This window comes from Luteimonas sp. A478, assembly GCF_054052025.1.
In genome coordinates, this window is sequence record NZ_JBSVRF010000003.1 from 485,192 (window position 1) to 503,898 (window position 18,707).

The window sequence follows — 18,707 nt, forward strand, 5'->3', positions numbered from 1 at the left end:
ATATGACGCCGGTATGCCCATGCTGGAGGTGCAGCGATGAAATCCGCTTGAAATTGCGGATAAATCCCGTCGGCGTTCAGCGGACAGTCGCGAAAACCGTGATTTCCTCGCGGTCATGGTAGAGCTGGCGCGCGCGGATGTGCACGGGACGCTCTGCCGTCTGCTGGAACAGATCCAGGCTCAGCTGGACTTCCTGCCAGCGCTTTTTCATCGGCAACTTGAGATTGAATATCGCGTGGCGGCACCACTCATTGCGGAACCAGTCGCCCATACGGGCGGCGACGCGCCGCGGCTGGTCAACCATGTCGCAGACCAGCCAGTCCATCGGGCGGTCGGGGCTCCAGTGGAAGCCGTCTTCACGCAGGTGCCTGACCAGGCCGGTGTCCAGAAGCGCCGGCTGCAGCGGTCCGTTGTCGATCGCGGTGACGTGGACGTGGTGGCGGGTCAATACCCAGGCCCAGCCGCCGGGTGCGGCGCCCAGGTCGGCGGCGCGCATGCCGGGCTTGATCCACTTCTCGCGTTCGCGCTCGTCAAGCAGGGCCATCAGGGCTTCTTCCAGCTTCAGCGCCGAGCGCGACGGCGCATCGGAGTGCAGGCGCAGGCGCGGGATGCCCAATGGCCAGGGCGCGCTGTCAGCGCGGTCCGCCCGGGCGAGCAGGATATGGTCGCCGGCCAGCAGGAACACGTGCAGCCGCGGCAGGCGGGGCTCGTCGCGTTCGCTGAGGAAGCCGCGCTTGCGCAACGCCGGACGCAGGGCGTTGCCAAAGCTCCGGGCCAGGGCCGAAAGCGGCCGGCCCGCGTCCGAATCAGGATGCTCCACCCACAGGTCGCCGTAGCGGCCCAGGCCTTCAAGCGCCTGCATGACCGGGGTGATCCGGTCGCTGGCGTCGATCTGCGGCAGCTCCGCGATCAGGTCCAGCTTCTGCCTGGCGAACACCAGCCGTTGCCAGGGCAGGGCCTGTGACAGGCCGGGGCCTTCTTCGCCGGCATGGAAGAGGACATAGCCATCCCCGCGCGTGGCCCGGGCGTAGCCGGGGAATCCGGCCAACGCAGCGCGCTCGCCCAGTTCGGCCGCCAGCTCGGGTTCGAAACCGGCGCGGCAGTAGCACAGCAGGGTTCCGGCCATGATCAGTACCGCACGCCGTCGCCGCCGCCATAGGCAGCCAGCACGGTGCGGGCATCCTGGCGCAGCAGGTCGCGGACCACGGCGATGCCGCGGCGCTCAAGCTCGCCGACCCAGTCGGCGGGCAGCGGCCCTTCATCGAATTCGGTCAATTCTTCCACGTCCGTCGAGCGGGCTCCGATCAGCAGCCGGTCAACGCCGGCCCAGACGGTCGCGCCGTAACACTGGCAGCAGGGCTGCGCCGAGGTTGCCAATACATAGGAGCCGAGCGGCTGGTCGTTCTCGTCGCGGTTCAGGCGCGCCCGGCCGACACGCTGCTGGGCCAGCATGTAGGCCATGATTTCGGCGTGGGCCACCGAGCACCCCTGCGGTATGACCCGGTTGACCGCAGCGGCTACCACGCGGTCATCCGGCCCGAAGACCACTGCGCCAAACGGACCGCCCGTGCCGGCTTCCACGTTGCGGCGGGACAGTTCGATGGCCAGCGCCACCTTGGCTTCATCGCCGGTCACCGCGCCAACGCCGGCCACGACATCTTCGATCCAATCGGGCAGGGCAAGTTCGACCCGCCCGGGCAAGGCTGCAAGCATCATTTCTGCTCCAACGGCGCTGCGAACTGGTCCACCGCCTCGCAGCGGTTGCTGGTGCAGGTGCAGGCCTGGATCTCGCGAAATCCGCACACCGACGCCATCCCGCTTTCGGCGCACTGCGCCATGACGGCATCCGGATCCGGCTCGGCGGCCGCATTCACGCAGGCCGGGAAGTAGCCACAGCAGTTGCCAACGTTCTTGACCTCGCAGTCGCTGTCGACCTGGCAGCTGTAATCCAGGTTGGGCAGGCCGCTGGTCGCCTGTGGCGCGGGATCCATGCCCCCCGGGACGCCGGCGTCGGTCGTCGGCGCCGCACAGGCGCCAAGCATCAGTGCCAACAGGGTGGCGGACAGCAGCAGCAACAGGCGGTGGCGCATGCTTCCTCCCTATCAGGCCTTGGCGGCCCAGGTGTCGCGCAGGGTGACGCTGCGGTTGAACACCGGGGTATCAGCGCGGTGGTCCTGGCGGTCTGCAACAAAATAGCCCTGGCGTTCGAACTGGAGGCTGTCCTCCGGCTCGGCCACCGCCGCGGCCGGCTCGATCCAGCCCTGCACGCTGCGGCGCGAGTCCGGATTGAGATGGTCGCGGTAGGTCTTGCCTTCGGATTCGTCATCCGGATCCGGCACCAGAAACAGGCGGTCATACAGGCGGATTTCAGCCGCCACGGCCCGTGCAGCGCAGACCCAATGGACGGTGCCCTTGACCTTGCGGTTGGCGCCTTCCATGCCGGGCCGTGATTCAGGGTCCAGGGTGGCGCGCAGTTCGATCACCTGGCCGCTATCGTCCTTGATCACTTCGTCGCAGCGCACGATCCCGGCGCCGCGTAGGCGCACTTCGCCCCCGGGAACCAGGCGGCGCCAGCCCTTGGGCGGCACTTCGGCGAAATCGCTCTGTTCGATCCAGAGCTCGCTCGAGAACGGCACCTGGCGACTGCCAAACGATTCATCCTTGGGATGATTGGCGAAGGTGAGCTGTTCCTCGTGGCCTTCGGGCAGGTTGGTGATGACCAGTTTCAGCGGCTCGATCACCGCCATGCGCCGCGGTGCCACCGCGTCCAGGTCGTCACGCAGCGCGCCTTCCAGCACCGAGAAATCGATCATCGAGTTCTGTTTGCTGACCCCGAGCCGGTCCACGAACAGGCGCAGCGCCGAGGGGGTGTAGCCGCGCCGGCGCAGGCCCTGCAGCGAGTACATGCGCGGGTCGTCCCAGCCGTCCACCAGGCCGTCGGCCACCAGCTGGGTGAGCTTGCGCTTGCTCATCACCGTGTAGTTGATGTTGAGGCGCGAGAATTCGATCTGGCGCGGCTTGGCGGCCTCGATCGGCAGGCCCTTCTGCTTGAGCGGCTCCAGCAGTTCCGGGTTGCCGGCCAGATCCACCTTGTCCACGCACCAGTCGTAGAGCGGACGGTGGTCTTCGAACTCCAGCGTGCACAGCGAGTGGGTGATGCCTTCCACGGCGTCGCCCAGCGCATGGGCGATGTCGTACATGGGGTAGATCACCCACTCGTCGCCGGTGTTCTGGTGCGGCACGTGCTTGATCCGGTACAGGGCCGGGTCGCGCATGTTGATGTTGCCGCTGGCCATGTCGATCTTGGCGCGCAGGGTGCGGGCGCCGTCCGGGAACTCGCCCGCGCGCATCCGCCGGAACAGGTCCAGGCTCTCCTCCACCGAGCGCTCGCGCCAAGGTGAATTGCGTCCCGGCTCGGTCAGGGTGCCGCGGTACTGGCGCACTTCCTCCGCGCTCAGGTCGCACACATAGGCGTCGCCCTGTGTGATCAGTTTCTCGGCGGCCAGGTAGAACACGCCGAAATAGTCCGACGCGTGGCGCAGGCTGGCCCATTCGAAGCCGAGCCAGCGCACATCATCCTGGATCGCACGTACGAACTCGGGGTGTTCCTTCTCCGGGTTGGTGTCATCGAAGCGCAGGTTGCACACGCCGCTGAATTCCTCGGCAATGCCGAAGTCCAGGCAGATCGCCTTGGCGTGGCCGATATGCAGGTAGCCGTTGGGCTCGGGCGGGAACCGGGTGCGGATGAAGCTGTGCTTGCCGCTGGCCAGGTCGTCGCGGACGATCTGGCGGACGAAGTCCTGGCGCTCGACCGGAGCCGGGTCCGGCTTGCGGTCGGTAGTGGTCTGCGGGCGGGCGGGGAGGCTTGCTGGGGCGTCAGAGCTGGTCATGCGGAACAATGCGAAAACGGGCGCCTAGTGTAGGCCTTGACGGCCCGGATTGCGGAGCCGCGGGGGGTGGCATCGAAGCTCCATCCGTTCCATTGGACAGAATCCCCCACCTCTATTGGTTGCAAATGTGATGTGGATAACGCTTTTATGGCATATCCTTTGCTTAAAAGGCGACACAGGCGCAGTTGAACCGGTCAGGGGGGATCAGGTGCTGCAGCAGGTACACAAGGATGGAACCGCGCCATGTTGAGGTCCCGGGCTGGCGGGCAGCCGCGGCGTGGCGACGTGTGGCATGTCGTCGGGCTGCTGGTCCTGCTGGTCCTGGTGGGAAGCGGGTTGGCGACCACTGAAAGCGCCCGCACCTCTCCCGTCGCCGTGGAAATCATCACGCCCGATGGCGGAGCCGCCCCCGGCACATTGCAACTCCGGTTCAACCTTCCTGCGAAAGAGTCGCGGGCTTCGCCGTGGGTGATATGGGTGCCGCGCGTGTCGCGGCATGCGATCTGGCTGGAAGCCCATGGCTGGAGCAGCGCGGAGCGCGACTTTTTCGCTCCCGACCCGGTCGAAGGGGTGCTGCCTGGTGGCTATGTCTTCATGCTGCCGCAGCGTTGGGAAGGGCCGATAGTGGCCACCCTGCACGCCCATCCGGGCCCGGGTGCCAGCCTGCAGCCGCGGGTCATGCCGGTCATCGAAGCAGCGCGGCTGGAGCAGGCGGCTGCAGTAGGCAGCGCAGTGATCTATGCCAGCCTGCTGATGCTGGCCATGCTGTCGCTGTCACTTTATGCGGCGGCGCGTGACCGGGTGTTTCTCACGCTGTTCGTCTGTGCCAGTGCGCTGGTACTGATGTTGGCGGCGGTCAACGGACATCTGTACGGCTTGCCTGGTTTGCGGGTGATGGCCCATTGGCGGACTTCCGGGCTGTGGGCTCTGGTTTTCCTGTTCCTGGCAACCTGGGTCCGGCTGATCCAGCAATACGTGGGCCAGTCGCCCGGAGCGGAGAGGGTGGCGCGGACCATGGATGTCGCGTTCTGGACAATGCTCGGCCTGGCCGCGCTGTGCCTGGTGGGTGTGGGGCTGCCAACGCTCCCGTGGCGTCAGGTCGCATTCGTATGCTGGCTGGCCGTGGGCGGCGGCAGCTTGCTCCTGTTTGGCGATGCGGTGCGCCGGCGGGTGGCCATGGCCTGGCCGCTGATCTTGCTGTTGCTGCTTCTGATCGCGGTGGCGCTGTCGCTGGAGCTGCTGGCGGACATGCACCTGCTAGGTCCGCTGCTTACCCGGTTTCTTTACCAGGGCGCCCTGGTGCTGTTCCTGACCCTGTGTGCGATTGGCCTGGTGCACCGGATCAGCGAATACCGTGAGCAGCGCGATCGTGACCAGAAAGCGCGTATTGAAAGCGAGCGGAGGATGCTGCGTGAAGCAGCGCGTACCGAGCTGGTCAATGCGCTGCAATCAAGGCTGCGCCAGGTGGGGCAGGCGGAGGTCGCCTGGAGCGGATTCCAGATCATGGCCACCCATCTGCTGCCATTGCTGCCCGTTTCCGGGCTGGCGGTGCTGGCCGAGGGCTATCACGGACGCAGCCTGCTGCTGGTGGAGCCGAGCGACTCGCACGACGCGGTGGTGGCAGGCCTGAGCGAGCGTGCCCTGGTCCTGCGCAGGCAGGCGGCCGCAGGGCTTGCGCTGCAGCAGCCCCTGACGGTTGCTGCAGGGGCATTCACCGAAGCAGTGATCCCGCTCAGGCTCAGGGCGCCAGCGTGGGGGGCACTGCTGCTGCGCCGGGCCGGGGGGGAAGGGCTGGCACCTGATGAGATGGCGCTGGCCAGCGAGTTCTGCCGTACCACCCAGATGCAGGTGGACCAGGCCATCGCGGCCATCCAGCTGCGCCAGTCGGCGGAACTTGACGCCCTGACCGGCAGCCTCAACCGGCGCTCGGTGGATCAGTGGCTGGGGCGCTGTTTTGCCGAGGCCGACCGCGACGGCCTGCCGCTGTCGGTGCTGTTCGTTGATCTGGACCGTTTCAAACTCATCAACGACCGCTACGGGCACGCGGCGGGTGACCAGTGCCTGCGGGCGGTGGCCGGCGCCCTGGCCGGAGCGCTGGAAGAAAGGGACATCTTCGGCCGCTACGGTGGCGAGGAGTTCGTGGTCATCCTGCCGGGATGCACCGGTGCAGCAGCCCGGGAGGTGGGTGAACGCCTGCGCGCTGCGGTGGAGCGAGAGGTGATCGACTGGGAAGGCCAGCCGGTCAAGCTGACCGTCAGCGTAGGCGTGGCCACCCGTCGCGATGGTGAGGGTAGCCCACAGGCCACGATCGAACGCGCCGACAAGGCGCTCTATGCAGCCAAGCGTGCCGGGCGCAACTGCGTGCACGTGGCGCCCGCGGTCTTTACCTGACCGGGCGGGCCACCTGATCGGCGAAGCAGACCGCTGCTAAGCTTCCGGGCTCTTTGATATCAGGTGCGGTGCGAGATGCAGCAGCAGGGTGATGGGCGGAGCAGGGCACTGCTGTGGATGCTTTCAGGCGCGGCGGTGATCGGCAGCAACGGGCTGATGGTGCGCTTTGCCGATACCCCGCCAACGATCTCGGCCTTCTACCGGATGCTTTTCGCCGGCCTCATGCTGCTGGCGGTGATCCTGTTGCAGCGCGGATGGCGGCCAGTGCCGCGCCAGGTGTGGTGGTGGTCGGTCGCGGCCGCCACAGCCTTTGCCGCCGACCTGTGGCTGTGGCACCGCAGCATTCTGCTGGTCGGCCCTGGACTGGCGACGCTGCTTGCCAACGGACAGGTGTTCTTCATGGCGCTGGCCGGGGTGGTGCTGTTCCACGAGCGGGTGGGACCGCGCTTCATGGCCGGGATTGGCCTGGCGTTTTTCGGCCTGTACCTGATGCTGGGTGGCGACTGGGACACGCTGCCGGCGGGTTATCGCTGGGGCGTGCTGGCCGGGCTGGCCACCGGACTGTGCTATGCGCTCTACAACCTGGCGCTCCGGCGTGCCCAGGGCGAGGCGCATGCAGCCGGTACCGCTGCCGGCCATCAGCGGGCGCCGATCGTCCAGGTGCTGGCGCTGATTGCGCTGATGTGCGCGCTGCTGCTGGGCATGGCCGGGCTGGCCGAGGGCAGCTCGTTTGTGATCCCGTCGTGGCAGTCGCTGGGCTGGCTGCTGGTGCTGGCCGGACTGGGCCACTGTCTGAGCTGGGTGCTGATCTCGCGGGCGATGGCGCATTTGAGCGTGGCGGTGATCGGCCTGTTATTGCTCCTGCAGCCGATCGTGGCCTTTCTGCTGGACCTGGTGGTGCTGGATCTGCAGGTTGAACCGCGCGCCTGGCTGGGCCTGGCGTTGACCCTGGCCGGAATTTTCCTGGCCAGCCTCAAGGGTCGTTCCAGACTGCCTACGCACGCGGCCTGAACGCTGCGTCGGTCGGCGTTTGGGCGCAGCGGGCAACAGCTGCATCATGGATGCATGGATCAACCGGGAGAACGGGTCATGCTAGGCATCGGGGCGTGGAAACAGCGGCTGCCGTCAGCAGCCGAGGCGCTGCGGGGACGGGATACACCCTTGCCCCTGCATAACGAACATCACGTGCACGGACGCCCACTGTGCGGAGGGTTTGAAGGCGCCCAGCGAGTGCATTTCGGCATGGGCTGCTTCTGGGGGGCGGAGCGCATTTTCTGGAGCGTGCCGGGCGTGCTGACCACGGCGGTGGGCTATGCCGGGGGCCACACGCCCAACCCCACCTACCGGGAAGTGTGCAGCGGGCAGACCGGACACGCCGAAGTGGTGCTGGTGGTCTATGACCCACAGCAGCTGCCGTTCGACGAGCTCATGCGCATCTTCTGGGAAGGCCATGACCCCACCCAGGGCATGCGCCAGGGCAACGATATCGGCAGCCAGTACCGCTCGGTTGTCCACTGCGAAACGCCCGAACAGCAGCGCATCGCGCTGGCAGGCAGGGATGCTTACGCTGAACGCCTGCAGGCAGCCGGGCTGGGTGGGATCAGCACTGAAATCGCCCGTCCTCCGCCGCGCTTCTACTATGCGGAGGACGAGCACCAGCAGTATCTTTCAAAAAACCCCGGCGGCTACTGCGGCATTGCCGGTACCGGGGTGTCCTGCCCGGTCGGCGTCGGGGCGTAAACCGGACTGGGGTCGCCGCTCAGGCAGAGCCAACCGCTTCAGGCGGCTGGACGGCAATGACTTTCAGATGCAGCGCGCGCCCGTCGGGGTTGGGCCAGTCAATGTGCTGGCCAGCCGAAAGGCCGATCAGTGCGCTGCCCATCGGCGCCAGCACCGATACCCGGCCGGTGGCAACGTCGGCCTCATGTGGATAGACCAGCGTCAGGTGGTAATGCTTGCCGGATTCCGCGTCTTCGCACTCCACCCGCGAGTGCATGCCGACCACGCCCGCGGGCATTTCACCCACGGGGCGCACTTCGGCCCGCAGCAGCTCATCCTGCAGTGCCTCGGCCGCGGGCAGGTCGCGCCAGCGCGGGGACTCGAGCAGCGCCTCCAGGCGGGCGGCGTCGATGCTGGAGACGATCAGCCCTGGGGGCGGAGTGCTGTGCCGGCTGTCGGTCATGGGTCTGGTTCCTGGAAGGGCCCGGTCGGGCATTGGCTCATAAGCAAAAACGGGCGACGCATCGTGCGCCGCCCGCAGTCGGTCTGTTCCTAACGTAGCCCCGGTTGCAGCCGCATTCAAGCGTCTGGCGCTGGCCCCGCCCCGGCGGAGCCGGATTGGAAATCCGGATCATAGGCGAACAACCCCGGCGGGAGCAGCCTGAATATTTCGGCCAGGTTGCGCAGGAACCCGTCCTGGGCCGAGCTGCGGCGCCATACCATCGCGATCCTGCGGCTGGGCGGGGGATCCTGGAACGGCAGCAGGCGGATGTCCGGCGATTGCGCAACCGGCGGCTGTACGGCCAGGACAGGCAGCAGGGTCAGGCCCACGTTGGCGGCCACCATCTGGCGCAGGGTTTCCAGACTGGTGGCGCGGAACTCGCCCCGCTCATGGGCGCCGGCCAGGTGGCAGACTTCCAGCGCCTGCTCGCGCAGACAGTGGCCATCTTCGAGCAGCAGCAGTCGTTCGTTGTCCAGGTCCTGCATGCGCAGCGGGCCGCGCGTGGCCAGTGGATGGGCCTCGGGGACCGCCAGCACAAAGGGTTCTTCAAACAGCAGCTCGCTGTGCAGCTGGTCGTCGGGCACCGGCAGGGCCAGGATCGCCGCGTCCAGGCGGCCATCGCGCAGCCTGGCCAGCAGCACGTCGCTCTTTTCCTCGACCAGCAGCAGCTCCAGCTGCGGGAACCGGGTGCGGATCTGCGGCACCACGTGGGGCAGCAGATAGGGCCCGAGGGTGGGGAAGATGCCGAGCCGGACCGTGCCGGACTCGGGGTCCTGTTCCCTGCGGGCGGCCTCCTTCATCTGCTCAACCTCGGCCACGATGCGCCGGGCGCGTTCGACCGCGTCAAGCCCGGCCGGGGTCAGCATCACCCGGCGCGGCGTGCGCTCCACGAGGGCCACGCCCAGCTCCTCTTCAAGCTTGCGGATCTGGGTGGACAGGGTCGGCTGGCTGACGAAGCAGGCGGCCGCGGCGCGGCCGAAATGCTTGTGGTCGGCCAGCGCGACCAGGTAGTAGATGTCGCGCAGGTTCACGGCCGTGCCGCCTGGCCCGCGCGCGCGATCACGCTGCCTCGCCTGCCGCCGTGGCGACCTTGGGGGCGCTGGTGCGGATCAGGTGGTCGAACGCGGACAGCGCCGCACGCGAGCCTTCGCCCATCGCGATCACGATCTGCTTGTACGGCGTGGTGGTGCAGTCACCCGCGGCAAACACGCCCGGCACGCTGGTGCGGCCATGGCCGTCGGTGACGATCTCGCCGCGGTCGGACAGTTCCACCGTGCCCTTGAGCCATTCGGTATTGGGCAGCAGTCCGATCTGCACGAAGATGCCGTCCAGCTTCACCTCGTGGCTGTCGCCGCTGGCGCGGTCGGTGTAGACCAGGCCGCTCACGCGCTTGCCGTCACCCAGCACCCGGGTGGTCTGGGCATTGGTGAGGATGGTCACGTTGGGCAGGCTGCGCAGCTTGCGCTGCAGCACTTCGTCGGCGCGCAGCTTGGTGTCGAACTCGAACAGGGTCACGTGGGCGACGATGCCGGCCAGGTCGATCGCGGCCTCGACGCCGGAGTTTCCGCCGCCGATCACCGACACGTGCTTGCCCTTGAACAGCGGGCCATCGCAGTGCGGGCAGTAGGCCACGCCCTTGTTGCGGTATTCGTTCTCGCCGGGCACGTTCATCTGCCGCCAGCGTGCGCCGGTGGACAGCACCACCGTTTTCGCGTGCAGCGAGGCGCCGTTGGCCAGCTTGATTTCGTGCAGGCCGTCTTCGCCCGCCGCGGTCAGGGCCTCCGCGCGCTGCAGGTCCATGATGTCCACTTCGTATTCACGCACGTGCTGCTCAAGCGCAGCGGCCAGCTTCGGGCCTTCGGTGTGCGGCACCGAGATGAAGTTCTCGATCGACAGGGTGTCCAGCACCTGCCCGCCAAAACGCTCGGCGGCCACGCCGGTGCGGATGCCCTTGCGCGCGGAATAGATGGCGGCTGCAGCGCCCGCCGGACCGCCACCGACCACGAGCACCTCGAAGGGCTCCTTGGCGGCGATCTTCTCGGCCTCACGCGCTTCGGCGCCGGTGTCGATCTTGGCCACGATCTGTTCCAGGCTCATCCGGCCCTGGTCGAACACCTCGCCGTTGAGGAACACGGTCGGCACGGCCATCACCTCGCGTGCTTCGACCTCTTCCTGGAACAGGGCGCCGTCGATTGCCACGTGGCGGATGTTCGGGTTCAGGGCTGCCATCAGGTTCAGCGCCTGCACCACGTCGGGGCAGTTCTGGCAGCTGAGCGAGTAGTAGGTTTCAAACAGGAACTCGCCTTCCAGGCCGCGGATCTGCTCCAGCGTCTCCTGGGCTGCCTTGGAGGGGTGGCCGCCCACCTGCAGCAGGGCCAGCACCAGCGAGGTGAACTCGTGGCCCATGGGCAGGCCGGCGAAACGCAGGTGGATGTCCTGGCCCGGGGTGGTCAGGGCGAACGAAGGCTTGTGCTCATTGTCATCGCGCACGACCTCGACGCTGATGCTGTCGCTGGCCGACTTCAGGTCTTCCAGCAGGGCCAGCATCTCGGCGGATTTTTCACCGTCGTCGACCGACGCGGTGATCTGGATCGGGCGCGTCACGCGCTCCAGGTAAGCCTTCAACTGGGCTTTGAGGTCGGCATCCAACATGCAAAATCTCCTGCAGGCGATAGCGGGGGTCGTGACGCGCCGTGGGGCGGCATCGGACGTGGGGGAGGGAGGGGGGGAGGGAGTGAACCGGAGCCCGCGCGAATCCGCGGCGGGGCTGGCGGCTGCGGGCAGGCAGCGGGCACGGGCTCCGGTTCACTCCCGCCTCCGCGGATGCGGGGACGGGAGTGAAGTGGGACAGGTCAAGCCTGGATGAAGCAGGACTTAGATCTTGCCAACCAGGTCCAGCGACGGCTTCAGGGTCTTCTCGCCTTCCTTCCACTTGGCCGGGCAGACCTCGTTCGGGTTGGCGGCGACGTACTGGGCGGCCTTGAGCTTGCGCAGGGTCTCGGTGACGTCACGCGCAATGGCGTTGTCGTGGATTTCCTGCGTCTTGATCACGCCTTCCGGGTTGATGACGAAGGTGCCGCGCAGGGCCAGGCCTTCTTCCTCGATATGCACGCCGAAAGCGCGGGTCAGCTGGTGGGTCGGGTCGCCGACCAGCGGGAACTGGGCCTTGCCCACCGCATCGGAGGTTTCGTGCCAGATCTTGTGCGAGAAATGCGTGTCGGTGGTGACGATGTAGACCTCGGCGCCGGCCTTCTGGAACTCGGCGTAGTTCTCGGCTGCGTCCTCGATCTCGGTCGGGCAGTTGAAGGTGAACGCGGCCGGCATGAAGATCAGGACCGACCACTGACCCTTCAGGTCGGCATCGGTGACTTCGATGAACTCGCCGTTGCGGTAGGCGGTGGTCTTGAACGGCTGGACTTCGGTGTTGATCAGGGACATGGATTCCTCGTTTCTACGGTTGAGAGAGGGGGAGAGCGGCCGGGCAGTGCCGGCGACAGGGGTAATGATAGGTACAGTGAATCGATATGGCAAATCGATAGATATGATATATCCAATAGGCCTAGCCTATCAATTCGCCTGACAAAGGAGTCCAGCAAGGAGGGTGGGACGCGGCTTTGACTGCGCTCCTATTCCCTACGCCAAAGACCTGCGGGGCGACCACTCGTAGTGATGGATGGACGCTTTCCAGCCGCCACCATAGGATCGGCCAATGAATGAAGTGAACCCCACGCGTCCGGATGAATTGCTGCGCTGGGCGCGCGCGCGTATTGCGCCGGAGGACGCCATGCTTCTCCTGGCCCACGTATTGCGGCGATCGGTGTCATGGCTGTACGCGTACGGGGACCAACCCGTGGGCGCCGGAGATGTCGCGGGTTTCCAGGCGCTGGTGGAGCGGCGCGAGGCGGGCGAACCCGTGGCTTACCTGACCGGTCGGCGGGGTTTCTGGACCCTGGACCTGGCCGTCAGCCCCGACACCCTGATCCCGCGCCCGGAAACCGAGCGTCTGGTGGAGCTGGCACTTGAACGGATACCGATGGGCACGGCGCCGCGAGTGCTCGATCTGGGCACCGGCAGCGGCGCGATTGCCCTGGCCCTGGCCAGCGAACGGCCGCAGGCGCAGGTAGTGGCCACCGACCGCAGCACCGACGCACTGATGGTGGCGAAGGCGAATGCGCGGGAGCACCAGTTGGCCAACGTCGCTTTCGTCCAGGGCAACTGGTTCGTGCCCGTGTCCGGCCAGCGCTTCGACCTGATTGCCTCCAATCCGCCCTATATCGCCGCTGACGATGCCCACCTGGGTCGCGGCGACCTGCGTTTTGAACCGCCTGCGGCCCTGGCTTCGGGCCGTGACGGGCTGGATGCACTGCGGATCATCGTTGCCGGAGCGCCCGGGCACCTGAGGCCCGGAGGATGGCTGCTTGTTGAGCACGGCCTGGAGCAGGGCGAGGCGGTGCGCGGGCTGTTCACAGATGCAGGGCTGGAAGCGGTGGAGACCGTGCGCGATCTGGAAGCCCGGGACCGGGTGACCCTGGGCCAACGGCCGGGAACGGCGGAAGGGCCTTGAGCCGCTGTTAGACTTCATTGCTGGAAAAGACCTTGGAGAGGCGCCGAATGCGCACGCTGTATCCGGAGATCGAGCCCTATGACAGCGGCATGCTGCAGGTGGACGGGCGCCACACCCTTTACTACGAACAGTGTGGCAATCCCAAGGGCAAACCGGTGGTGCTGCTGCATGGCGGACCGGGCAGCGGGGCCGGCGCCAGGATGCGCCGCTTCCATGATCCAGCGAGGTATCGGATCGTGCTGTTCGACCAGCGCGGTGCGGGTCGCTCCACGCCCAACGCGGAACTGATCGACAACACCACTTGGCACCTGGTGGACGATATTGAAAAACTGCGCGAGCACCTGGGGATTGATGCCTGGCAGGTGTTCGGCGGCTCATGGGGCTCAACCCTGGCGCTGGCCTATGCCCAGCAGCATCCGCGCCGGGTGCGCGAGCTGGTGCTGCGCGGCATCTTCATGCTGCGTCGCTGGGAGGTGGAGTGGTTCTACCAGCAGGGCGCTTCGCGGCTGTTTCCGGAAGCGTGGGAGCAGTACCAGGCCGCAATCCCCGAAGACGAGCGTGACGACTTCATCGCCGCCTACAACCGCCGCCTGACCAGCGACGATGAAGCCACCCGGCTGGCGGCGGCGCAGGCCTGGAGCGTGTGGGAGGCCTCGACCTCATTCCTCCACCAGGATCCGGATTTCGTCAGCGGGCATGGAGACCCTGCCTTCGCGCTGGCCTTTGCCCGGATCGAGAACCACTACTTCCACAACCGCGGGTTCTTCGAAGTGGACGGTCAGATCCTGCGCGATGTGTACCGGATGGTGGATATACCCGGGATCATCGTGCACGGGCGCTACGACGTGGTGTGTCCGGTCAACAACGCCTGGGACCTGCACAAGGCATGGCCGAAGGCCGAGCTGATGGTCACCCCGGCGTCCGGACATTCGGCATTCGAGCCGGAAAACACCGATGCGCTGGTGCAGGCTACCGACCGCTTCGCGGAATAGGTTGCCGCTCAGGCAGGGCTGCCATCCGGGTTGCGGTCGATCATCCACAGGCCGGCCCAGAGCTTGAGATCCAGCTCGTAGCCTTCGGCATGCTTGTGCATCAGCCAGGCAGGAGCGTCGGCGCGTGCAATGGCGTGCACGATGATGTCCTCGCCAGCCACGCCGCCGCCAGGGCCGATCTGGCGCAGATCCCGCGCACGCACCATGACGATGCGCTCGCTGCTCATGCCGGCGGTGGTGGGGCCGCCCACCAGCACCTCGACGTGGCCCGGCTCCCAACCGGTTTCCTCGATCAGTTCGCGCCGAGCCGCCGCTTCGATGGTGTCGTTGTCGTCGTCATCGCCGACCAGGCCTGCCGGCATCTCGACCGCGCGGGCGCCGATGGCTTCGCGGTACTGCTCCACAAACAGCACCCGGTCGTCCGGGGTGACGGCGATGACCTGCACGGCCAGGCCTCGGGCGCTGTGGGTGCGTTCGCACCATTCCCAGCGGCCGCGCTTGACCAGGCGCAGCCACTTTCCTTCATGGAGCAGCTCGGTGTCTTCAGAGGCAGGGTGGCTCATCGATAGGCGTCCGGGGCAGGGGTGAATGGCAGGTTGGCAGCCTCGTGCAAGCGGCGCCGGGTGAGCGGGCCGAAATCCATGGCCTCGCACAGTGCCCAGAGCGCGTCGGGCTCGGCCTGTCCACGCGGGAACGGGGCAGCGCTCTCGCCCAGCGGTACATCGCAGGCAATGGTGGTCAGCTGCCGGTACAGCAGGACTTCTTCGCGGTGCGCGCGCAGCGAGGCGGCCACGCGCGCCGCGCCGCGCAGGCGCAGGAACGGCACCTCATCGGTCCGCTCCAACACCGCATCCAGGCTGCCGAAGTGGGCGAGCAGGGCCGCTGCCGTGCGCGCTCCCACGCCGGGCACGCCCGGGATGTTGTCAACGCTGTCGCCGCACAGCGCCAGGTAATCGGTGATCTGCCCGGGGTGAACGCCGTGGCGGGCATGTACGCCGTCGGGTCCCCAGCGCATCCCGCGGGCAAAATCCCACTGCTGGTCACCCGGCTGCAGCAGCTGGGACAGGTCCTTGTCGGCCGACACGATCACGCCACGATGGCCGATGCCCCGGCCCTGATGCAGGGCACTGCCGATCAGATCGTCGGCCTCGTATTCGCCGTGGCCCACCACGTTCAGGCCCAGCACCATGCACAGCGCCCGGCAGTAGGCGAACTGGCGCTTGAGCGTGTCCGGCGTCGGCGGCCGGTTGGCCTTGTAGGGTGGATAGAGCGTATTGCGGAAGCAGCCGTCCACGGCATCGTCGAACGCGATCACGATGTGCCGTGGACGCTCGCGCTCGAGCAGTTCCAGCAGGAAGCGGGCGAATCCGTGGACGGCGTTCGTGGGCCAGCCGTCGGCGTCCTGGAATTCGTCCGGCATTGAATGCCAGGCCCGGAACACGTACAGGCTGGCATCCACCAGGTGCAGTGGCGGTCGGGTCTTGAGGTCCGCCGTCACGGTTGCCAGGTGGTGAGCAGGGCGGTCGGGTCGGGCCGTTCGCGCTCAGGAGCTTCGTGGGTGGGAGTGCCAATATGGATGAAGCCGGCGATCCGCTCCTGCGCCGATAGCCCCAGCCGGTTGGCCACGTTCGCGTCATATGCGGGCCAACCGGTCAGCCACTGCGCACCGAAACCTTCCGCCTGGGCTGCCAGCAATAGCGAGAAGCACACGCACCCGGCAGTGAGCAGGCGCTCCTGTTCCGGAATGCGGGTGTCTTCCTCGTCGAACACCGCGACCACGGCCACCACCAGCGGCGCATGGGTGAAACGCTGCCGGTCCTTTTCAACTGCGGCCGGGGCTGCGTCGGGATCGGCCGTCAGGGTGATCCTGGCCAGCTCATCGCCCAGTGCCGCGCGGGCTGCGCCTTCAATGGTGATGAACCGGAAAGGCTCCCGCCTGCCGTGGTCGGGGACGCGCACTGCGGCGCCGAGCATCCTCAGCAGGCTGGCCGGATCCGGCCCTGGCGCGGCAAGCTGACGGGCGGGGGTGGAACGGCGGTTTTCAAGCAGGCAGCGCCCTTGAACGGCGCCATCTGGGACGGGGTTCACAGACTCGTGATTGTTCATTCAGGATGGTATACAGGTGTGGCACGTAGTCCGTGCCTTTCCCCCTGATTGTGACCCGAATGCCGTCCAGAGACGACATCGCTGACAGACTGTCCCTTCGTACGGCCTCTTCGGGGAGCCGGGATGCGGAGCGCATCCTCGAGCGCCTGAAGCGTGAAGCCGTTACCGAACTGGTCGGCGTGCTGTCCGGATTCTGGAGCGCGATCGAAGAGCAGGCGCGGCTGGCGGCGCTGGCCGGGCACAACTTCAGCGCTGCACAGGAAGATCGCGTGGCGGTGCTCGCGCTCAGTCACCGCGCGCTGGAACTCGCCAACCGTTACCGCGAGTCGATCGAGGAGTCGTTCGAATTCTGGCGTGAGCCCTCCGTCGAGCCCGAGCGGCCCGAAGACCTGGAACTGATGTCCGAGGGCGAGCTGGAGACCTACCTGGCCGGACAGCAGATCGTCGAACTGCTCGAACACCAGTTCCTTCATCCGCTGGCCCAGCTGGATGAAAGGCTGGAGGCGCTGGCCGCCAGCATCGGCATCGAAGGGCAGCCGCGCAATCCGCTGCGCCCGGAAGTGGCCGTGTCGTCTTTCGTCGCCCTGTTCGACGAAGACGATCTGACCCCGGGCCTGCGCACGATGGTGTTCCAGCAGTTCGACAAGCGACTGCCCAAGGTCCTTGGCGAGGTCTACGTCATGGCCAACCGCACCCTGGCTGAAGCCGAGTACGGCGGTCAGGGCGCGGGATCGGCGCGGCGGAACTATCCCGCCGGCCGCGGGCGAGATGCCGGGTCTTCGCCCCGGGTTGCCGAGGCTGCTGAGTCCTGGGTTCCAGACGGCGGCATGGTGGAGCCCATTGCCGGGCAGGGCGGCAGTGGACAGGTTGGAGTGCGGCAGGCTGGAGGCGGGCAGGCTGGAGCAGGGCAGGCCGGAGCAGGGCAGGCCGGAGCCAGCGCCGGTACTTTTTCCGGCGGTGCGGCGTCAAGGTCGCCCGGGGGTGTTCCGGGTGAGGGCCAGCCGCTGCGCTACCGCGATATTGTCCGTGAACAGCTGCGCGCCTGGCGTGCCAGCGGCGGCGTGCATGCGGTGCCGGCCGATGACGGCGGCAGTGTGGCCGAGGAAGCCGGGGCGGTGGCCGAGGCCGCTGCCGAAGCCGCGGGCCAGGTGCTGGATGCCGAAGACATGCTCAGCGTCGCCTCGCTGCTGCAGGGGGAAGATCCCGCGCCCTACGCCCGGGTGCTGGCCGGTGAGGACAAGCGCGCGCTGGCCGACGTGATCCGCGCGGAAATCCTGGGCGGCGTGCGCCAGCTGGGGCTCGACCCTTCCACCACCCGCTTTGCCGCCGACGAGGAAGATGCGATCGACCTGGTCGGCATCCTGTTCCAGTCGCTGTGCGAGGCCAACGACCTGCTGCGCCGTGCCCAGTCGATGTACGGCCGGCTGGTGGTTCCGTACGTGAAGGTCGCGCTGACCGATGATTCCATGTTCAACCGCCGCAGCCATCCTGCCAGGCGCCTGCTTGATGCGCTGACCGAGGCCTGTGACGGCAACACCGGGCAAAGCCCGCAGGACCGGGAAACGCTGGACCGGGCGGAGCATGCGGTGGACCGGGTGGTGGAGGAATACCGCGACGACCAGGCGATCTTTGAACTGGCCGCCAGCGAGCTGCGCGACCAGCTGGATCAGCAGCGTCGCCGCTCGGGAGTGGCGGAAAAGCGCGTGGCCGAGGCCATCCACGGCCGCGAACGGCTGCAGGCGGCGCGGAGCAATGCCGACAGCCTGGTGGCGTCGCGCCTGGCCAGGCGGCCGCTGACCCGGCCCATTGCCCACTTCATCGACGAACACTGGCGCCACTACCTCACCCAGACCTGGCTGCGCGACGGCGCGGATTCAGAGCGCCATCGCCGTGCGATCGGCCTGGGCGATGCGATGGTGCAGGTGGATGCCGACGCGGCGCAGGTGCGCGGTTCGGCCGTCGCCGCGCAGCTGCTGGCCCTGCAGGCGCCGCTGGGCGAGTGCTACACCAGCTGCGGCCTTGATGCCAACGCTGCGCGCGATGCCGTGGCGCGGATCATTTCCGCCTTGGCCATGCCCGACACCCCGCGTTCCGTACACGAGCCGCACGGTGACGCACTGGACGAAACCGGTGAAGAGGAGGCGGGCATTCCATTACGCCTGGCCGGTGGCCTGGACAGTCTTGAGCACGATCCCGCCATCGCCGCGCGCATGCGCCGCCTGCGGGTGGGCCAGGGCCTGCGGCTGGTGGATCGGCATGGCCGTGAATCGGCGGCCCGGATCGCCTGGATCAGTCCACTCACATCGCGCTTTCTGATCGTCAACCGGCGCGGTGTCAGGCAGATGGTCGTCTCGCCGGAAGAGCTCGCAGTACTGGTGGCCAACGGCCGGGTCGTGGTGCGCTCGGTGGATGCACCCTTCGACGAGGCGATGAAACAACTCTGGCAGCGGCTGAACCAGCCGCCGGCCCCGCCGCTGCGCGCTGTCAACGACGACTGATCGCGTCCCGCATTCTTCTTTCCCCACGTTCCAGGCGCCTTCGGC

17 protein-coding genes are annotated in these 18,707 nt (G+C 67.3%); 6 read left to right on the forward strand and 11 right to left on the reverse strand.

What is annotated here, in order from left to right; all coding sequences use genetic code 11:
- Positions 1-76: 76 nt before the first annotated feature.
- The 4 genes from rlmM to ACW7G3_RS08745 are packed head-to-tail and all read right to left on the reverse strand — an operon-like array spanning position 77 to position 3,890.
- On the reverse strand, positions 77-1,126 hold the full coding sequence (gene rlmM / locus ACW7G3_RS08730; RefSeq protein ID WP_456973426.1) for a 23S rRNA (cytidine(2498)-2'-O)-methyltransferase RlmM: 1,050 nt from the start codon (positions 1,124-1,126) through the stop codon (positions 77-79).
- A gap of 2 nt (positions 1,127-1,128) precedes the next feature.
- Positions 1,129-1,716, reverse strand: coding sequence for a nucleoside deaminase (locus tag ACW7G3_RS08735; RefSeq protein WP_456982331.1), 588 nt, complete (start codon positions 1,714-1,716; stop codon positions 1,129-1,131).
- Complete coding sequence (locus ACW7G3_RS08740) at positions 1,713-2,090, reverse strand: hypothetical protein (protein ID WP_456982332.1); 378 nt, start codon at positions 2,088-2,090, stop codon at positions 1,713-1,715. Before ACW7G3_RS08740 ends, ACW7G3_RS08735 begins: the two co-directional genes overlap by 4 nt.
- 12 nt (positions 2,091-2,102) lie before the next feature.
- Entirely contained in the window at positions 2,103-3,890 is a 1,788-nt protein-coding gene (locus ACW7G3_RS08745; RefSeq protein ID WP_456982334.1) for a glutamine--tRNA ligase/YqeY domain fusion protein, read from the reverse strand.
- Between the two features lie 243 nt (positions 3,891-4,133).
- On the opposite strand from ACW7G3_RS08745, the gene ACW7G3_RS08750 reads away from it, so the two are divergent.
- The 3 genes from ACW7G3_RS08750 to msrA all read left to right on the forward strand — a co-directional run bounded on the left by ACW7G3_RS08750 (position 4,134) and on the right by msrA (position 8,021).
- Positions 4,134-6,281, forward strand: coding sequence for a GGDEF domain-containing protein (locus ACW7G3_RS08750; RefSeq protein ID WP_456982336.1), 2,148 nt, complete (start codon positions 4,134-4,136; stop codon positions 6,279-6,281).
- A 75-nt stretch (positions 6,282-6,356) separates the two neighbouring features.
- The gene (locus tag ACW7G3_RS08755; RefSeq protein ID WP_456982338.1) at positions 6,357-7,292 is read left to right on the forward strand and encodes a DMT family transporter; all 936 of its coding nucleotides are present in this window, start codon (positions 6,357-6,359) and stop codon (positions 7,290-7,292) included.
- A gap of 78 nt (positions 7,293-7,370) precedes the next feature.
- Positions 7,371-8,021, forward strand: coding sequence for a peptide-methionine (S)-S-oxide reductase MsrA (gene msrA / locus ACW7G3_RS08760; RefSeq protein ID WP_456982339.1), 651 nt, complete (start codon positions 7,371-7,373; stop codon positions 8,019-8,021).
- Positions 8,022-8,040: 19 nt separating this feature from the next.
- Here the strand turns inward: msrA and rnk are convergent, their stop codons facing one another.
- From rnk to ahpC, 4 genes are all read right to left on the reverse strand, one after another.
- Positions 8,041-8,463, reverse strand: a complete 423-nt coding sequence (gene rnk, locus ACW7G3_RS08765; protein ID WP_456973411.1) for a nucleoside diphosphate kinase regulator — start codon at positions 8,461-8,463, stop codon at positions 8,041-8,043.
- Between the two features lie 116 nt (positions 8,464-8,579).
- Positions 8,580-9,533: a DNA-binding transcriptional regulator OxyR gene (gene oxyR / locus ACW7G3_RS08770; protein ID WP_456973409.1), complete on the reverse strand. Its 954-nt coding sequence runs from the start codon at positions 9,531-9,533 to the stop codon at positions 8,580-8,582.
- A gap of 28 nt (positions 9,534-9,561) precedes the next feature.
- Positions 9,562-11,154, reverse strand: coding sequence for an alkyl hydroperoxide reductase subunit F (gene ahpF / locus ACW7G3_RS08775; RefSeq protein WP_456982341.1), 1,593 nt, complete (start codon positions 11,152-11,154; stop codon positions 9,562-9,564).
- 222 nt (positions 11,155-11,376) lie between these two features.
- Positions 11,377-11,940 carry an alkyl hydroperoxide reductase subunit C gene (gene ahpC / locus ACW7G3_RS08780; RefSeq protein ID WP_456973405.1) on the reverse strand — a complete coding sequence of 188 codons (564 nt, stop codon included), beginning with the start codon at positions 11,938-11,940 and terminating at the stop codon, positions 11,377-11,379.
- Between the two features lie 271 nt (positions 11,941-12,211).
- Here ahpC and prmC point away from each other — a divergent pair, with 271 nt between their 5' ends.
- Both prmC and pip read left to right on the forward strand, forming a co-directional pair.
- On the forward strand, positions 12,212-13,066 hold the full coding sequence (gene prmC, locus ACW7G3_RS08785) for a peptide chain release factor N(5)-glutamine methyltransferase (RefSeq protein ID WP_456982343.1): 855 nt from the start codon (positions 12,212-12,214) through the stop codon (positions 13,064-13,066).
- Between the two features lie 47 nt (positions 13,067-13,113).
- Positions 13,114-14,058: a prolyl aminopeptidase gene (gene pip, locus ACW7G3_RS08790; RefSeq protein WP_456982345.1), complete on the forward strand. Its 945-nt coding sequence runs from the start codon at positions 13,114-13,116 to the stop codon at positions 14,056-14,058.
- Positions 14,059-14,066: 8 nt separating this feature from the next.
- On the opposite strand, the gene ACW7G3_RS08795 is transcribed toward pip, so the two are convergent.
- The 3 genes from ACW7G3_RS08795 to ACW7G3_RS08805 are packed head-to-tail and all read right to left on the reverse strand — an operon-like array spanning position 14,067 to position 16,164.
- A complete protein-coding gene (locus ACW7G3_RS08795) occupies positions 14,067-14,621 on the reverse strand; it encodes an NUDIX hydrolase (RefSeq protein ID WP_456982346.1) in 555 nt (184 codons plus the stop codon).
- Complete coding sequence (locus ACW7G3_RS08800; protein WP_456982417.1) at positions 14,618-15,565, reverse strand: 5'-3' exonuclease; 948 nt, start codon at positions 15,563-15,565, stop codon at positions 14,618-14,620. The genes ACW7G3_RS08795 and ACW7G3_RS08800 overlap by 4 nt, the downstream gene beginning before the upstream one ends.
- On the reverse strand, positions 15,553-16,164 hold the full coding sequence (locus ACW7G3_RS08805; protein WP_456982348.1) for a nitroreductase family protein: 612 nt from the start codon (positions 16,162-16,164) through the stop codon (positions 15,553-15,555). Before ACW7G3_RS08805 ends, ACW7G3_RS08800 begins: the two co-directional genes overlap by 13 nt.
- A 59-nt stretch (positions 16,165-16,223) precedes the next feature.
- Between ACW7G3_RS08805 and ACW7G3_RS08810 the strand changes: the two genes are divergently transcribed.
- Positions 16,224-18,662, forward strand: coding sequence for a DUF1631 family protein (locus ACW7G3_RS08810; protein ID WP_456982349.1), 2,439 nt, complete (start codon positions 16,224-16,226; stop codon positions 18,660-18,662).
- Positions 18,663-18,707 lie beyond the last annotated feature (45 nt).

Coding starts and splice junctions, on each gene's coding strand:
- rlmM (WP_456973426.1), bottom strand. CDS start 1,126: ATGGCCGGAACCCTGCTGTGCTACTGCCGCGCCGGTTTCGAACCCGAG.
- ACW7G3_RS08735 (WP_456982331.1), bottom strand. CDS start 1,716: ATGATGCTTGCAGCCTTGCCCGGGCGGGTCGAACTTGCCCTGCCCGAT.
- ACW7G3_RS08740 (WP_456982332.1), bottom strand. CDS start 2,090: ATGCGCCACCGCCTGTTGCTGCTGCTGTCCGCCACCCTGTTGGCACTG.
- ACW7G3_RS08745 (WP_456982334.1), bottom strand. CDS start 3,890: ATGACCAGCTCTGACGCCCCAGCAAGCCTCCCCGCCCGCCCGCAGACC.
- ACW7G3_RS08750 (WP_456982336.1), top strand. CDS start 4,134: ATGTTGAGGTCCCGGGCTGGCGGGCAGCCGCGGCGTGGCGACGTGTGG.
- ACW7G3_RS08755 (WP_456982338.1), top strand. CDS start 6,357: ATGCAGCAGCAGGGTGATGGGCGGAGCAGGGCACTGCTGTGGATGCTT.
- msrA (WP_456982339.1), top strand. CDS start 7,371: ATGCTAGGCATCGGGGCGTGGAAACAGCGGCTGCCGTCAGCAGCCGAG.
- rnk (WP_456973411.1), bottom strand. CDS start 8,463: ATGACCGACAGCCGGCACAGCACTCCGCCCCCAGGGCTGATCGTCTCC.
- ahpF (WP_456982341.1), bottom strand. CDS start 11,154: ATGTTGGATGCCGACCTCAAAGCCCAGTTGAAGGCTTACCTGGAGCGC.
- ahpC (WP_456973405.1), bottom strand. CDS start 11,940: ATGTCCCTGATCAACACCGAAGTCCAGCCGTTCAAGACCACCGCCTAC.
- prmC (WP_456982343.1), top strand. CDS start 12,212: ATGAATGAAGTGAACCCCACGCGTCCGGATGAATTGCTGCGCTGGGCG.
- pip (WP_456982345.1), top strand. CDS start 13,114: ATGCGCACGCTGTATCCGGAGATCGAGCCCTATGACAGCGGCATGCTG.
- ACW7G3_RS08795 (WP_456982346.1), bottom strand. CDS start 14,621: ATGAGCCACCCTGCCTCTGAAGACACCGAGCTGCTCCATGAAGGAAAG.
- ACW7G3_RS08805 (WP_456982348.1), bottom strand. CDS start 16,164: ATGAACAATCACGAGTCTGTGAACCCCGTCCCAGATGGCGCCGTTCAA.
- ACW7G3_RS08810 (WP_456982349.1), top strand. CDS start 16,224: ATGCCGTCCAGAGACGACATCGCTGACAGACTGTCCCTTCGTACGGCC.